The following is a 14,924-nucleotide window of genomic DNA, read 5'->3' as shown; positions in this document are numbered from 1 at the left end:
TTCCCAGGGTCAGAGAGCCGTTACGGTCTGCTCATGAGCCGGGCGCTCCGGTACGCACCGCCCCTGACCGGTCGTGGCCTGATCCTGCGGCCCCGGCTCCTGGCCCCCCTGCACACCCGCTTCGAGCGGCCCCTCACGGCCGTCGTCGCGGCGGCCGGGTTCGGCAAGACGACGCTGCTGGCCCAGGCCGTGCGGGAGAACGCGCTCTCCCCGCTGGGCCGCGACGCCTGGCTGACCTGTCAGCGCGACGACGCCGCGCTCTCCTTCCTCGCGTCGGGCGCCCTCGCCGCGCTCGGCGTCGCCGCGCCGGCACCCGACGACCCGCGCGCGGCCGCGGTCACCGTCGCCGAGGCCATGTGGGGCACCGCACCCCGGCACGTCGCGCTGGTCCTCGACGACGCCCACCTGGTCGACCCCGGCTCACCCGGGGGCGCCTTCCTCGCCGCCCTGGTCGAGGAGCTCCCGCGCAACGGCCACCTGGTCGTCGCGTCCCGCCCGCCGCTGGCGGCGCTGCCCACCGCCCGCCTGCAGGCCAACGGGAACGCGGTCGTGCTGGGAGAGGCGGACCTGCAGTTCGGGGACGAGGAGGTGGCCGCGTTCGCCGGGACCCGGCAGGTGTCCCCGGAGCTGCTGCGCGAGGTGGGCGGCTGGCCGGCCCTGGCCGAGCTGACGGCGACCGCGGGCCCGGCCGCGGTCACCGGCTACGTGTGGGAGGAACTGCTCGGCCGGCTGCCCGCCGACCGCCTGCGCGCGCTCGCCCTGCTGGTGGCCGTGGGCGGCGCCGACGACGAGATCGCCGCGACGCTGCTCGGCGAGCACGTCCGGCTGGGCGACCTGCTCGACGGCCTGCCGCTGGTGGTCCGCGGGCGTTCGGGCTGGTGGTCGCTGCACTCGCTCTGGGGCGCCATCGTGGGCGACCGGCTCACTCCGGGGGAGGTCGCCTCGGCGCGGCGGAGCGCCGGCCGGGTGCTGGCCCGGCGGCGGCGCTACCACGACGCCATGGACCTGCTGACCGACGCGGGGGCCTGGGACGACGTCCGGGCCGTCGTCGTCGAGGTGTGCGAGGTCGGGACGCCGCTGGTGCCACCGGACGTCCTCGAGGCGTGGCGGGGCCGGCTGCCCGCGGAGGTGCAGGACAGCCCGGAGGGTCTCCTCCTGGCGGCGATGGTGGCCGAGCCGACCAACCCCGACGCCGCGGAGCAGCTCCTGGAGCGGGCCTTCGCGGCCGCGCCGCACGCCGCGGAGGTGGGCTTCGCCTGCCTGAACGCGCTCGTGGAGGTGGCGTTCCGGCGGTCGGACCGGCGCCAGATGAAGCTGTTCATCGAGCGGCTGACCGAGCTGGCCGCGCACGGTCACGAGCGGGCGGAGGGGTGGATCGCGCTCTTCCGCGCGCTGCTCGCCCGCAGCGCCGCCGAGGTGCGCGCCGAGCTGGCCGCCCCCGGTCTGGTCTCGGGAGCGCCGTTGAGCCCGGTGCAGGAGTGGCTGCGCGCGCACCTGCTCCTGCTCAAGCTGGGCGAGCCCGAGGCGGCCGAGGCGGTCGCCCGCCGGGCCATGGGCTCCGCCGTCCCGAACCTCGCGGTGCTCTTCTGCTGCCAGGTGGTCGAGTCGCTGCGGCTGCGCGGACGGCTCGACGAGGCGGCGCGGCTGCTGCCGGACCTGCTCGGCGGCATCCACCCGGCCAAGGTGCTCACCTCCCCGGAGGTCGTGACCTGCGCCGTCGTCCTGCTCGAGGTCCTCGGCCGGGACGACGAGGCCGAGGGGCTGCTGGAGCGGTCCCGGCCGTCCGTGGCCGCCTCCTCGGTGGCCTGGGGGCCGGTGGCCGGCGCCCTCGCCGAGGCGTTCTGCCAGGTGGGGCGGGGCGAGGAGGACCGGGCGGCCGCGACCCTGCGCGCGGTGCTCCACCTCGGCCTGGCGCGCACCCAGGCGGTCCTCCAGGTCTCGCCCGCGGCGCTGCCGCTGCTGTACGTGCTCCTGCCGGAGGTCCGGCAGACGTGGGACGCCGATCCGCCGGCCGGCAGCTTCACCGCCGTCTCCGCGCTCGCCGGGGCGCTCGTCGCGCTCCGGGACCGGGGTTCGGTCGCCGAGGCCGGTGACCTGCCGCCGGAGGCCCGGCGGATCGCGCGCGCGGTGCTGCCGGCGCCCTGGACGGCGGAGCTCGCCCTCGGCCTGGTCGCGACCGGCCGGGACGAGGGCCGCGCGCTCCTGGAGGACCTCGGCCCGCGGGTGCGGCCGACCCTGCGCGCCCGTGCCGGTGGGCTCCCGGGACCGGTCGCCGCCGCCGCCCGCCGCCTGCTCCGCGAGCTGCCGGCCGCCCCGGCCGCCCGGCTGCAGCTGCGGGTCCTCGGGCCGATGGAGCTGCGCCGGGACGGCGAGGTCGTGGCCGCTCCCGAGCTGCGCCGGGAGCGCGTCCGGCAGCTGCTGGCGTACCTGCTCGTCCACGACCGGCCGACCCGGTCCGCCGTCACCGCCGAGCTGTGGCCGGACCTGGACGAGCCGGCCGCGGGGCGCAACCTGCGGGTGACGCTGGCCTACCTGCACAGCCTCCTCGAGCCCGACCGCGGCGAGCTGGACCCGCCCTACTTCGTCCGCAGCGCCGGACCGGTGCTGCACCTGGTGGTCGACGGCGCGCTGGAGGTCGACGTGCGCACCTTCGACCGGTGCCTCGACGAGGCCGCGCGCCTGGAGCGGCAGGGGGTGCCCTCGGCGGCCCTCCCGGCCTACCTGCGGGCGGTCGACCTGTGGTGCACCGACCACCTCCCCGACGTCCCCGGCGGCGAGTGGCTGGAGTGGGAACGGGAGCGGGTGCGCGGCCGCTACGTGGCGGCCGCGGTCCGCGCCGGGGAGCTCCTCCTCGCCCGCGGCGACCGCCGGGCGGCCCGCGGGCTGGGGGAGCGGGCGCTGCGGGTGGACCGGTGGTCCGAGCGCGCGTACCAGCTGGTCGTGGCCGCGCTCCTGGAGGCCGGGGACCTCGTCGCCGCCCGGCAGTGGTCCCGGCGGTGCCTCCGGGCCCTGGCCGAGCTCGGCGTCCCCCCGCAGCCGCGGACCGTCGCGCTGGAGAAGCGGCTCGCCGAGCTGGGTGCGCGCCCCGGGGCGCCGCCTCGCTGACGTCCCGCTAACGCCCCCCTCCGACCCTGCCCCCGGCGGCGGTCCCGCCGCCGGGAGAAGGGGGAGGGGACATGGAGCCCGCAGACGTTCCCGCACTGGTCCGGCGCGCCACCGGAGGCGACCGCGCGGCATGGGACGCCATCGTCGCCGAGTACGGCGGCCTGGTGCGGTCGGTGGCCCGCGGTCACCGGCTGAGCGAGGCCCAGACCGCCGACGCGGTCCAGACCACCTGGCTGCTGCTGGTCGAGCACCTGGCGGCGATCCGCGAGCCGGAGCGGCTGGCCGGCTGGCTGCGGACGACGGCCCGGCGGGTGTCCCTGGCGATCGTGCGCGAGGCCGGCCGGGAGGAGCCCACGGACACCTGCGACCGGTGCTCGGGCACCGGCTCGGACGAGGCCGCTCCCGAGGCGAGCGCGGTACGACGGGACCAGCAGGTCCTGGTCCGCCGGGCCGTGGCGACGCTGCCGCCGCGGCACCGGCAGCTGCTGGTCCTGCTGGCCGCGTCGCCGCCGGCCAGCTACGCGCAGATCAGCGCGGGGCTCGGCATCCCGGTCGGCAGCATCGGGCCGACGCGGGCACGGGCCCTGGCCCGGCTCCGGACGGCGCTGGAGACCGCGGGCCTGCACGACGCGGCCCTCAACTGACCGTCACAGGCCGGCGAGGTGCCCGATCGCGGTGCGGCTCGGGAGGAAGAGATAGGCGCCGCCCCGGGTGGTGACCAGGCGGGGCAGGTCGGTGAGCGCGGACCGCCCGCCGGGAACGGCGAGGGGCAGCGTGCCGCCGGCGCCCAGGAGGGGGTCCTGCGACCGTCCGAGGCCCGGCGCGAAGCGCCCGTCGTTGGCCCACTCGCGCATCAGGAACTCGAACTGGTCCCGGAGGCTGACCCCGATGAACAGACCGAGCAGCCCGCGGTCCTGCCCGTCCCGCGGGTGCGCGGGGTCGGCGGGCGGGCCGTAGGTGAGCCCGCGCCGCACGATCCGGTGCTGGTGCCCGCCGTTGCCCGCCACGCGGGAGTCGCGCGGGTACATGCGCCGGATGTGCGACCCGATCGGGCAGCGCTCGCCGCGGGGGTCGCCGGCGTAGCCGAAGTCGTTCAGCCGCTCCGCGGACACCGGCGGCTCGGGGGAGCCGGTGTCCGGGGAGAGCACCAGCGGCGTTCCGTTGCGCCAGCGCCCGCAGAGCCGCGCGGCGACCAGCTCGGGGGACGTGCCGGTGCGGCGGGACTGCTCGGCGAGCAGGTCCCGGAAGGCGTCGACGTCCTGGGCCAGCATCCGGAACGCGGCGAAGCTGCCGTCGCGGCCCAGCGCCGGCGGCTCCGGCACCGGGTAGGTGAAGTCGCGGAACTGGCTCGGGTGGCCGAGCAGGAACGCCCCGGCCGGCGCCTCGGGCAGCCGGTCGGGCGGCCCCGGCGGAGGGGCGTCGCCGACGGTCGGCTGGGAGATCCCGTCGACGTAGCCGAAGTGGTCCACCCGGTCGCCCAGCACCGCGGCGTCCAGCCGGCACAGCTCCGTCACGCCCGGGGCGGTGCCGGCCAGGACGTCGTCCGTGGCTCGCTCCACGGCCGCGTCGGACTGCCCGAACAGCGAGACCAGCAGGTGGAACCCGGCGTCCCGGAACACGGGGAGCCAGTGCTCGGGAGCGCTGGGCCCGACGTCCCCCACCCGTTCCGCACGGGCCACGGCGCCCGCGGCGAACTCCTCGGGGAAGCTCGCCAGCGACTCCTCGGGGACGCCGAGGGCGCGCAGGCCGCCGTGGGTCACCGAGAGGTTGAGACAGCAGTCCGGCTTCTCCGTCCAGGGCGTGCCGGTCGTGACCTGGGGACGGCGGGAGCCCCCGTCGACGAGGGAGCCGAGCAGCTCCCGTGCGGCGGGGGCGGAGTCCACCCGCAGCACCAGGTGCCGGGCGCGGGGCATGGTGTACCCGCGGACCACGAGGCCCTGGACGTCGGCGAGGTCGAGCACCGGGACCTGCCCGCGGCCGGGTCAGCTGCCGCTGTCGGCGGCGAGGATGTCCAGCACCGTCCGGTCCGGGTAGGCGCTGTAGAACGGCGGCAGGCACCGCAGGTCGTTGCGACGCACGTAGTCGAGGAACTCCTGGCGGTGGCGCTGCACGGGAAGCGGCGGGGCGCTGTCCATGTGCTGCAGGAGGTCGTTGAAGACGTCACCGATGTGGTCGACGAACTCGTTGACGTAGGCGTCGAAGTCGCCGTCGTACGTGGTGATCACGGCGAGCTTCTGCTCGTCGAGGAACACGAACCGGGCGAAGTGCACCGTGGCGATCTTGTCCAGGGCGGCGATGATGGGGTTCTGCTCGCGGGGCAGTGACTGCAGCGCCTCGAGCTTCCCCTGCAGCGTCCGGCGCTCCTCGGGTGACCGCAGGGTCATGACGAGGGTGAGCGGGTTCTGCACCGGGTCGTCGGCGGCGTTCGGTCCGGTCATGGCCGATCCCTCGTCTCGTGTCCCGCGCCCCCTGCCGGGGCGGCTCGGTGCCGCCGACCCTCCCTCCGGGTCATCACCGCCGCGTCACCCGCCCGTCACCGCCGCGGTGTATCAGCGGCACCGCTGCCCGCCTCTGCTGGTCGACGACCGCACTGGGGAGGGGCACGCCGATGGACCAGGTCCTCGCGAGCAGGCCGCGGGTCACGCTGCTCGACGGGTTCTCCGTCCGCGGCGCACGGACGCCCGGCGCCCCGGTCGCCGGCGAGCTGCCCCGGGCGGTGCAGCGGGTGGTGGCCCACCTGTGCCTGGCCGGCCGGCCGGCGCGGGCGGCCGTGGCCGGCCGGCTGTGGCCCGACGTGCCCGAGGACCGGGCCCAGGCCAGCCTGCGGTCGGCCCTGTGGCGACTGCGCCGGTGCGCGCCCGAGCTGGTCGACGCGTCGGGCGGCCTGCTCCGGCTCGCCGCCGGCGTCGGCACCGACGTGCGCGAGCTGCACGCGTGGGCCGAGCGCGTCTGCGATCCCCGGACCGCAACCGGCCGGGTGACGCTGCCGCACGCGGCGCTCCTCGGGGACCTGCTCCCCGGCTGGTACGACGACTGGGTCCTCCTGGAGCGGGACCGGCTCCAGCAGCTGCGGCTGCACGCGCTGGAGACCGTGGCGGCCCGCCTCGCTGCCGCCGGTCGTCCTGCCGCGGCCCTCGAGGCCGCGTACCTGGCCATCCGGGCCGAGCCGCTGCGGGAGAGCGCCCACCGCACCGTCGTGCGGGTGCACCTCGCCGAGGGCAACGTGGCCGAGGCGCTCCGCGCCCACGACGTGTTCCGCGACCTGCTGAGCGACGAGCTCGGCGTGCCTCCGACCGCGCGGATGACCGGGCTGGTCCAGGGTCTTCCACGGCTGCGGCGGATCGCCTCCTGACCGCCCGGGATCCCGCCCGCGGCCCCGTGATCAGGGTCCAACGTCCATTGACGCCCGCCAGGCCGTGTCGGAACGATTGCGTTTCGTCACCACGCCGTGCAGAGACCCGCCGACCGCCCAGAGGGCTGGAGAGGGGCTTCATGAACGTTCCGACCGCACGCGTCTCCCTGCTCGACGGCTTCCGGGTCTCGGTCGACGACGTCCGCGCGGAGTCGACCGTGAGCGGCCTGCCGCACGGCGTCCAGCGCCTGATCGCCCACCTCAGCCTGTGCGGACGCCCGGCGCGCGGGGCCATCGCCGGCCAGCTCTGGCCCGACGTCCCCGAGACGCACGCCCACGGCAGCCTCCGCTCGGCGCTGTGGCGCGTGCAGAAGGCGGTGCCGGGGCTGGTCGACGTGTCCGGCGGCGCGGTCACGCTGGCCGAGGGCGTCTCCGTCGACGTCCGCGAGTTCGTCGACTGGGCGCACGCCGTCCTGGACCCGGGCATCCGGGTCGACCGCATCCAGACGCCGGCGACGGCCCTCGCCGGAGAGCTCCTGCCCGGCTGGTACGACGACTGGGTCCTCCTGGAGCGGGAGCGGCTGCGCCAGCTGCGCATGCACGCCCTCGAGGTGCTGTCGCACAAGCTGGTCGTCGCCGGGCGCCACGGCGAGGCGGTGCAGGCGGCCTACGCCGCCGTCCGGGACGAGCCGCTGCGCGAGAGCGCGCACCGGGCGATCGTCCGGGTCCACCTCGCCGAGGGGAACCTCGCCGAGGCGATGCGCGCCTACCGCGCCTTCCGGGACGCGCTCCTCCGGGAGCTCGGCGTCCCGCCCACCCGGCAGATGGAGGACCTGGTCGCCCGGGGGCAGGCGCGCCTCGCGGGCGGCGGCCGGGGCGCGGGTGTCCCGAGGCCCCGCCCGGTGACCGCCCCCGCGCCCGCCGGGGCGCCGGGCGGGTGACCCGGACAGCGACCCTCGCCCACACGGGCGGCGGCTGGGAGAGCCGGGGGACCGGCCGGTCAGGGAAGGGGTGGGGCCGGTGAAGATGGTGCTGTTCGACCTCGGTGACACGCTGGAGTCCGACGGCGTCCTCAGGCCGGGAGCGCTGGAGACCCTCGAGGAGCTCACCGGCCTGTGCGCCGGCGGGCGCCCGGCGGTGGTCCTGGGGCTGCTGTCGGACTTCCGCGACGCGGCGGACCCCGCGGACGTCCCCGAGATCGTCGCGGAGTACCACGCCCTGCTCGACGAGCTGCGCATCCGCCGGTTCTTCGAGCCGCTGTCCCGGCGGGTGACCCTCTCCACCGAGGTGGGGGTGCGCAAGCCCGCCCCGGCTGTCTTCCGGGCCGCCGTGGCGAAGGCCGAGCCCGCGCTCGCCTTCTCGGACGTCCTCTTCGTCACCGAGAACGCCGGGCACGTGCGGGCGGCCCGGGAGCTGGGGATGGCCGGCGTCCACCTCCGGCCGCCGGGCGGGACCGGCGGCGAAGTGGCCGAGCTGCCCGACCTCGTCCCCCTCGTGCGGGCCTTCGTGGAGGGGACGACGGGGGAGGACGCCCGCGGTCCGGCCCCGGACAGCGCCTGGACGCGGCTGGGGGACGAGGTCGTCGTCACCGGGGACGCGCCGCCGGCCGACGCCGGGGAGGCGCCCCGCGCGGGCCGGGTGCACGTGCACGCGGCCGACGCCGCCGAGCGGCTGTTCCTGGTCACCCAGAACGGACGGCTGTTCCAGACCGAGCACCCGGACGTGCCGGTGCTGGTCGACACCGGCCGCAACCTGGTGGTGGACCTGGAGCCGGCGGCGGCGGAGCGGCTGGGGACCGGCGACGGCGTCTGCTGGTCGATGCGGCCGCTGCCCGGCGGCTCCGTCGTCGTCGCCGCCGCACCCGTCCTCGACCGGGCGCCGGAGGAGCGGGACGAGGTGCGCTGCCTCGTGGACCGGCTGTCCCGCGACGGGCTGACCGCCGACCTGGAGACCCTGGTGGGCCACCCCACCCGGCACTCCGCGAGCGATGACTTCGACACCGCCGCGAGCCGGGCGGCGGACCAGCTGCAGACGGCGGGGTACGCCGTCACGACCCAGCCGGTCCCGCGCGGCGGAGGCCGCTGCCGCAACGTCATCGCCGACCGGCCCGGCACCGGCCCGGAGCCCCGGGACGTCGTCCTGGTCACCGCTCACCTGGACTCGGTGAACCGGCTCGGGTCGCAGGCCCCCGCGCCGGGGGCGGACGACAACGCGTCCGGCAGCGCCGGCGTGCTCGCCCTCGCGCGGGTGTTCGGGGACTCGCAGGCGGCGCTCGACCTGCGCCTGGTGCTGTTCGGCGGCGAGGAGCAGGGGCTGTTCGGCAGCCGGCGCTACGTCGCGGAGCTCGCCGGCCCGGAGCGGGCCCGCATCCGGGCGGTGGTCAACATGGACATGATCGCCGGCCGGAACACCCCGGCCGCGGGGGTGCTGCTCGAGGGAGCCGCCGTCTCCCAGGACGTCGTCGACGCGCTGGCGCGGGCCGCGGCGACCTACACCGGCCTCGCCGTGAGCACGAGCACCAGCCCGGCCAACAGCGACCACGTGCCGTTCATCGACGTCGGCATCCCCGCCGTCCTCACCATCGAGGGCGCCGACGGCACCAACGCGCGGGTGCACACCGAGCAGGACACGCTGCCGGCCCTGGACACCGAGCTGGCGATGGAGATCCTCCGGATGAACGTCGCCTTCGTCGCCGAGACGCTCGCCGGAGGCGACGGCGCCGGGGGCGACGGCCCGGCGTGACGGTCGCGTGACGGTGCCGTGACGCGACCCCTCCTAGCGTCCGTGCAGCGGCCCGGAGGTGACCGGACCAGCCGAGGAGGGGCCATGCCCAAGCGTCTGGTGCTGTGCTGCGACGGCACCTGGAACACCGCCGACCAGGAACGCGACGGCCACCTGTGCCCGACCAACGTCAGCAAGGTCGCGCTCGGGATCGCCGCCCGGGACGAGGACGGCGTCGAGCAGCGCGTCTACTACCAGCAGGGGGTCGGCACCAAGCCGGGGGAGCGCATCCGCGGCGGCGCGTTCGGCGTGGGGCTGTCGCGCAACGTGCAGGACGCCTACCGGTTCCTCGTCGAGCACTACGAGCCCGGCGACGAGATCTTCCTCCTCGGCTTCAGCCGCGGCGCGTACACGGCGCGGAGCACCGTCGGGCTGGTGCGCAACTGCGGCGTCCTGCGGCGGGAGCACGCCGGCCGGCTCAAGGAGGCCTACACGCTCTACCGGACCCGCGCCGTGCGCCCCCGCGACATCGAGTCGCAGCTGTTCCGGCGGTCCTACAGCGCCGAGCCCAGGGTCCGCTTCCTCGGCGTCTGGGACACCGTGGGGTCGCTGGGCATCCCGTCGGTCGGGCTGGGGCTGGCGGGGCTGGTCAACCGCCGGTGGGAGTTCCACGACACCAAGCTGAGCGGCATCGTCGACGCCGCCTTCCAGGCGCTGGCCATCGACGAGCGGCGCCGGCCGTTCGAACCTGCCCTCTGGGACCCCGCGCCGGTCGAGGGGGGCCGGCGGGTGGAGCAGGTGTGGTTCAGCGGCGACCACTGCGACGTCGGCGGAGGGCACCGGGACTCCGCCCTGGCCGACATCGCGCTGCTGTGGATGCTCGACCGCGCGCGGTCCTGCGGGCTGGCGTTCCGGGAGGACGCCTACCGGCGTCCGGCCGACGGCGGGCCGGAGAGCTTCGACGGCCGCACCTTCCCGGTCGACCCCGATCCGCTCGGCGAGCTGCACGACTCGCGGCGGTGGTTCTTCCGCCTGGTGCGGCCCTACGCGCGCCCGGTGGGCGCCCACGACCCGGCCTCGGAGTCGGTCGCCTCCAGCGCGGTCCGGCGGCGCGCGGACCGCCGGGCGAGGTACGCGCCCCGCCGGCTGGTCGCCTACCTCGACCGGGAGCCGCGGGTGACCGAGGTGCCGCTGCGGATCGGCCGGCCCACCACCGCACCGGTCGCGGTGGGCGCGGGCACCGGACGCTGACGGCCGGCCGACCGGCCTTCTCACGGGGGACGACGACGAGGGCGCCCGGCGCCCGGACAGGGGGACGACATGGCCACCAGGGAACTGCCGCAGGACTTCCACGCGCTCTACGACCCCGGGGTCCGGCGGACCCGGGTCGGCGCGCCGACGGTGGCCGAGGAGCCGCCGCCGGCACCCGTCGGCGAGGGGGTGCAGGTCGACCTCGACGAGGCCACCGGGCTCCCCAACCGGATCGCCGGCCTGACGCCGGCCGCGGCGCCGGCCGACCGGGCCGGCGGGTCCCCCGAGGAGGCGGTCGGGCGGTTCATGTCCGAGCACGGCGGCCTCTGGCGCCTGTCGCCGCAGGACGCCGCGGGTGTGGCGGTCGAGTCGGTCAGCGGCTCCCGGCTGCGCACCGCCCACCTCGTGCAGCGCGCCGACGGCGTCGAGGTGTTCAACTCCGAGGTCACCGCCGCGATCAGCCCGGACAACGAGGTCGTCTCCGTGGCGGGGCAGTTCTTCCCCGGCGCCGCGGACGCCTCCCGCGCCGACCGGTCCGGCGGGATCACGCCGGAGCAGGCGATCGCCGCCGCGGCCCGTGACCTCACCGGCGTGGAGTACGACGCCGCCTCCTTCGTCCGGAACGACAGCGGGTCCGGCGGGCCGGGCGCGTACCGCAGCTACCGCTGCGAGGCACCCGCGACCGAGGAGCGGCCGGCGTTCGAGCGCCCGGTCCGGATCAAGGACGTGCTCTTCCCGCTCGGCGCGCAGACGTTCAGCCCGGCCTACTACCTGGAGCTGTGGATCCGGACGTTCCCGGCCTTCAGCTACGTCGTGGAGGCCGCCGCCGAACCGGACGTGCTGTTCCGCAAGAACCTCCGGGCCGACGTCGCCTTCGGCTACCGGGTCCACAACACCGAGGACGCGGTGTGCCGGCCGGAGGACGGGCCGGCCCCCGGCTCGCCGCACCCGACCGGCGTGCCGGACGGGTTCCAGGCGCCGACCATCCCCGAGCGCCTGGTCACGCTGGAGGGCCTGCTGCCCGGCCGGCCGTGGCTGCCGGACGGCGCGACGACGACCGTGGGCAACAACTGCACCGCCTACGCCGACCTGGCCGCACCCGACGGGCTCGGCCCCGGCGACGTCTTCGGCGAGGTGACCGGCGACCACGTCTTCGACCACGTCTACGACCACGCGAAGCCGGCGACCGACCCGGAGAACCTGCAGGCCAGCCTGGTCGGGATGTTCTTCCACGTGAACTGGCTGCACGACCGCTGGTACGAGGCCGGGTTCGACGAGGCGGCCGGCAACGCGCAGCAGGACAACTTCGGGGCCGGCGGCCTCGGCGGCGACCCGGTCCTCGCGGAGGGCAACGACTTCAGCGGCACCGACAACGCCAACATGCAGACGCCGGCCGACGGCGACAGCCCTCGGATGCAGATGTTCGAGTTCCGCGGGATCAGCCCGTCCCGGACCAGCAACCACGAGGCGCTGATCACCTTCCACGAGATGGGTCACTACGTGACCAACCGGCTGGTCGGCAACGCCAGCGGCCTGGCCAACCGGCAGGGCCGGGCGATGGGGGAGGGCTGGGGCGACTTCTTCGCGATCTGCATGACCTCCCAGGCCGGCGACGACTTCGCCGGGGGCGTCTTCCCGGTCGGCGGGTGGACCGACCTGACCCCCGGGTTCACCGACAACTACTACTTCTCGATCCGGCGCTACCCGTACTCGGTCGACACGGCGAAGAACCCCCTGACGTTCCGGCACATCAGCGACGGCGTCGTGCTGCCGGCCGGCCCGCCGCGCAACCCCAACGGGGGCGGGTCGAACAGCGCGGTCCACAACGCCGGCGAGATCTGGTGCGCGGCGCTGTGGGAGGTCTTCGTCAACCTCGTGCAGCGGCACGGCCACGCCGACGCCGAGCGGCGGGTGCTGGAGTACGTCATCGGCGGGCTCAAGCTCACCCCGTCGATGCCCACGTTCACCCAGGCCCGCGACGGCATCGTCACGGCGGTGACGGCCCTCGACCCGGGCGACCTGCCCGATGTGTGGGCCGGGTTCGCCAAGCGCGGCATGGGTGTGGGCGCGGTGGCACCGCCGGCCACGTCGACGTCGCTGGCCGGCGTCGTCGAGAGCTTCGCCGCCTCCTGAGCCCCCACCGGCGCCCCGCCGGGCGCCGGTGACGGCGCGGTGACGGTGCCTGCCGACGCTGGTCGTGCCGCGACCGCAGGGGAGGCCCCGCCATGACCATGGCCCTCGACCCCACCGTCCACGACGGCCTGGTGGGGACGCCGGAGGACGCCCTCGACCCCGGGGCCCCGTCCTCGAGCGCACCCGGCGACGGCCCGGCCGCCGCCGTGCCGCGGGCGGCGGTGAGCGGGCGCTACCAGGCGACGGTCGCCGGCTGGCAGGTCGAGCTGCGCGTGGACGTCGACGGCGACCGGCCGACCCGCCGGGTGAGCGGCGACTTCTTCGCCACGACCGGCGCGACGACGAGCTACTTCGGCTCGTTCGTCGTGGACACGCCGGAGATCACCGAGACGCCCGCCCTGGTCCGCGTGCGCGGCCGTGGCCGGTTCACCTGGGGCGCGACCGCCCGGCTGGTCACGGTGGTGGTCCCGCGGGTGCCCGCGGGAGCCGCCCGGGCGCCGGCCCTGCTGCGGTTCTCGACCGTGGCGGGCGATCCGGCGCCCGGCGGCCCGGAGGCCGCCGGCCCGGGCGCGACCTTCCCCTGCGCGTTCGCCTCGCCGTGGTTCCGCACGGTCGTGTGGGAGCAGGACTCGGTCGCCGGCGCCGTCCCGTTGGTCTCCTACGACACCGGCCTGCTGCCCCGGCCGCCCGGCGTCCCGGCGCGCGTCCTCGGCGTGACCGAGGCGTACGCCGACGCGGGTGTCCAGCTGCTGTCCTCGGGCATGGTCAACGTGCTGCCGCTCTCCGAGGCGGGGGCCGGCACCTCCCCCCGGTGGAGCGACAGCGAGCTGCACAACGCGATGGCCAAGCACTTCAGCCTGTTCGCCGACGCCCCCCGCTGGCAGGTGTGGCTGCTGGTCGCCACCGCCCACGACCAGGGCTACCGCGGGATCATGTTCGACTACGCCGACGCGTTCCAGCGGCAGGGCTGCGCGGTCTTCTACGACGCGATCAAGGGCGAGGACCCGGCCAGCCGGCGCGCCGCGCTGCGCACCTACGTGCACGAGCTCGGACACGCGTTCAACCTGCTGCACTCCTGGCAGAAGAACGGGGCGAGCCCGCCCGCGCCGCTCGGCCCCAACGCGGGCCTGGGCGACCTGTCGTGGATGAACTACCCCTGGCGGTACGAGCCGCCGCCTCCGGCACCCGGCGGCGAGCAGGCGTACTGGAGCGCGTTCCCGTTCCAGTTCACGACGAACGAGACGGTGCACCTGCGGCACGGCTTCTACCGGGACGTCGTCATGAGTGCCAACCCGTTCGGCACGGGCGCCGCCGACACGGAGCTGGACCCCGAGGTCTTCGCCGAACCCGTCGCCGACCGGTCCGGCCTCGCGCTGGAGCTGCGGGCCCGGCCCGCGTTCGCCTACGGCGAGCCGGTCGTGGTGGAGATCAAGCTCAGCGCCACCGACCTGCGGGGCACCACCACCCACGGTTATCTGCACCCGAACGACGAGTTCGTCTCGGTCGCCGTCCGGCAGCCGTCGGGCCGGACGGTGCTGTTCCGGCCCCTGCTGCGGCACTGCGTGGACGAGGACCGCCGGCTCCTGCTGGACCCGGGGCGGCCGGCGGTCTACGACAGCGCCTACATCGGGTTCGGCCGGGACGGCCACCTGTTCGAGGAGCCCGGCCGCTACACCCTCCGCGCCGTCTACTCCGGCACCGACGGGTCCCGCGTGCTCTCCGCTCCCACCGAGCTGCGGGTCCGCCGGCCGCTGACCGCCGAGGACGAGGAGATCGGCGACCTCCTGCTCGGCGGAGAACAGGGGCAGGTGCTGGCCCTCCTCGGGTCGAGCAGCGACCTGCTGCGGCAGGGCAACACCGCGCTCGACACCGTGCTGGAGGAGCACGCCGGGCACCCCCTGGCCGTCTACGCGCGGCTGGTGAAGGGCGTCAACGCCGAGCGGGACTTCAAGGACCTCGGCGCGGACGGCGTCCTCCGGGTCCACGACGCCGAACCCGGGGAGAGCATCCGGCTGCTGTCCGAGGTGGAGCAGGCGTCCACCGGCGCGGGCGGGGTCGACAACATCACCCTCAACACCGCGATGCGGACCCTGGCGATGGCCGAGGCGAGGGCCGGCAACCCCGAGCGCGCCCGGGAGGTCACCGAGCGCATGGTCGACGTGTTCGCGCAGAAGAAGCTCAACCCCGCGGTGCTGGAGACCATCCGGCAGCAGGCCGAGGCGACGGCGGCCGCCGTCACCGCGCTGACCGGCGAGGAGCCGCCCGCGCGGCGGGAGGACATCCCGGGGCAGCGGAAGGGCGAGTCGGCCCCGCGCTCGGGGGCGAAGCGGTCCGCCCGCCGGTAGCGCCGTCCGGCGGGCCA

At 76.2% G+C, this 14,924-nt stretch carries 10 protein-coding genes; 8 read left to right on the top strand and 2 right to left on the bottom strand.

Annotation, left to right across the window (positions count from 1 at the left end):
• The first annotated feature begins 33 nt into the window (after positions 1 to 33).
• Together MY526_RS02320 and MY526_RS02315 are read left to right on the top strand one after the other, a co-directional pair.
• Positions 34 to 3,105 carry a BTAD domain-containing putative transcriptional regulator gene (locus tag MY526_RS02320; protein WP_436703148.1) on the top strand — a complete coding sequence of 1,024 codons (3,072 nt, stop codon included), beginning with the start codon at positions 34 to 36 and terminating at the stop codon, positions 3,103 to 3,105.
• Between the two features lie 71 nt (positions 3,106 to 3,176).
• Positions 3,177 to 3,749: an RNA polymerase sigma factor gene (locus MY526_RS02315; protein WP_436689388.1), complete on the top strand. Its 573-nt coding sequence runs from the start codon at positions 3,177 to 3,179 to the stop codon at positions 3,747 to 3,749.
• A 3-nt stretch (positions 3,750 to 3,752) separates the two neighbouring features.
• Here MY526_RS02315 and MY526_RS02310 read toward each other — a convergent pair whose 3' ends face one another.
• Both MY526_RS02310 and MY526_RS02305 read right to left on the bottom strand, forming a co-directional pair.
• Positions 3,753 to 5,066, bottom strand: coding sequence for a Dyp-type peroxidase (locus MY526_RS02310; RefSeq protein ID WP_436689390.1), 1,314 nt, complete (start codon positions 5,064 to 5,066; stop codon positions 3,753 to 3,755).
• Positions 5,067 to 5,087: 21 nt separating this feature from the next.
• Positions 5,088 to 5,543: a hypothetical protein gene (locus tag MY526_RS02305; RefSeq protein ID WP_436689392.1), complete on the bottom strand. Its 456-nt coding sequence runs from the start codon at positions 5,541 to 5,543 to the stop codon at positions 5,088 to 5,090.
• A 170-nt stretch (positions 5,544 to 5,713) separates the two neighbouring features.
• Here MY526_RS02305 and MY526_RS02300 point away from each other — a divergent pair, with 170 nt between their 5' ends.
• The 6 genes from MY526_RS02300 to MY526_RS02275 all read left to right on the top strand — a co-directional run bounded on the left by MY526_RS02300 (position 5,714) and on the right by MY526_RS02275 (position 14,907).
• Positions 5,714 to 6,457 carry an AfsR/SARP family transcriptional regulator gene (locus MY526_RS02300; protein ID WP_436689394.1) on the top strand — a complete coding sequence of 248 codons (744 nt, stop codon included), beginning with the start codon at positions 5,714 to 5,716 and terminating at the stop codon, positions 6,455 to 6,457.
• Between the two features lie 140 nt (positions 6,458 to 6,597).
• Positions 6,598 to 7,398 (top strand): AfsR/SARP family transcriptional regulator, encoded by an 801-nt coding sequence (locus tag MY526_RS02295; RefSeq protein ID WP_436689396.1) that lies wholly within the window; start codon positions 6,598 to 6,600, stop codon positions 7,396 to 7,398.
• Positions 7,399 to 7,483: 85 nt separating this feature from the next.
• Positions 7,484 to 9,199: a M20/M25/M40 family metallo-hydrolase gene (locus MY526_RS02290; RefSeq protein ID WP_436703158.1), complete on the top strand. Its 1,716-nt coding sequence runs from the start codon at positions 7,484 to 7,486 to the stop codon at positions 9,197 to 9,199.
• Positions 9,200 to 9,283: 84 nt separating this feature from the next.
• The gene (locus MY526_RS02285) at positions 9,284 to 10,429 is read left to right on the top strand and encodes a DUF2235 domain-containing protein (protein ID WP_436703147.1); all 1,146 of its coding nucleotides are present in this window, start codon (positions 9,284 to 9,286) and stop codon (positions 10,427 to 10,429) included.
• Between the two features lie 69 nt (positions 10,430 to 10,498).
• Positions 10,499 to 12,562 carry a M36 family metallopeptidase gene (locus tag MY526_RS02280; protein ID WP_436689400.1) on the top strand — a complete coding sequence of 688 codons (2,064 nt, stop codon included), beginning with the start codon at positions 10,499 to 10,501 and terminating at the stop codon, positions 12,560 to 12,562.
• Positions 12,563 to 12,654: 92 nt separating this feature from the next.
• Positions 12,655 to 14,907 (top strand): hypothetical protein, encoded by a 2,253-nt coding sequence (locus tag MY526_RS02275; protein ID WP_436703146.1) that lies wholly within the window; start codon positions 12,655 to 12,657, stop codon positions 14,905 to 14,907.
• Positions 14,908 to 14,924: the final 17 nt, after the last annotated feature.

The sequence above is a fragment of the Geodermatophilus sp. CPCC 205761 genome (genome assembly GCF_051383655.1).
GTDB lineage: Bacteria > Actinomycetota > Actinomycetes > Mycobacteriales > Geodermatophilaceae > Geodermatophilus.
This window is presented reverse-complemented; position numbering and strand designations above follow the sequence as displayed.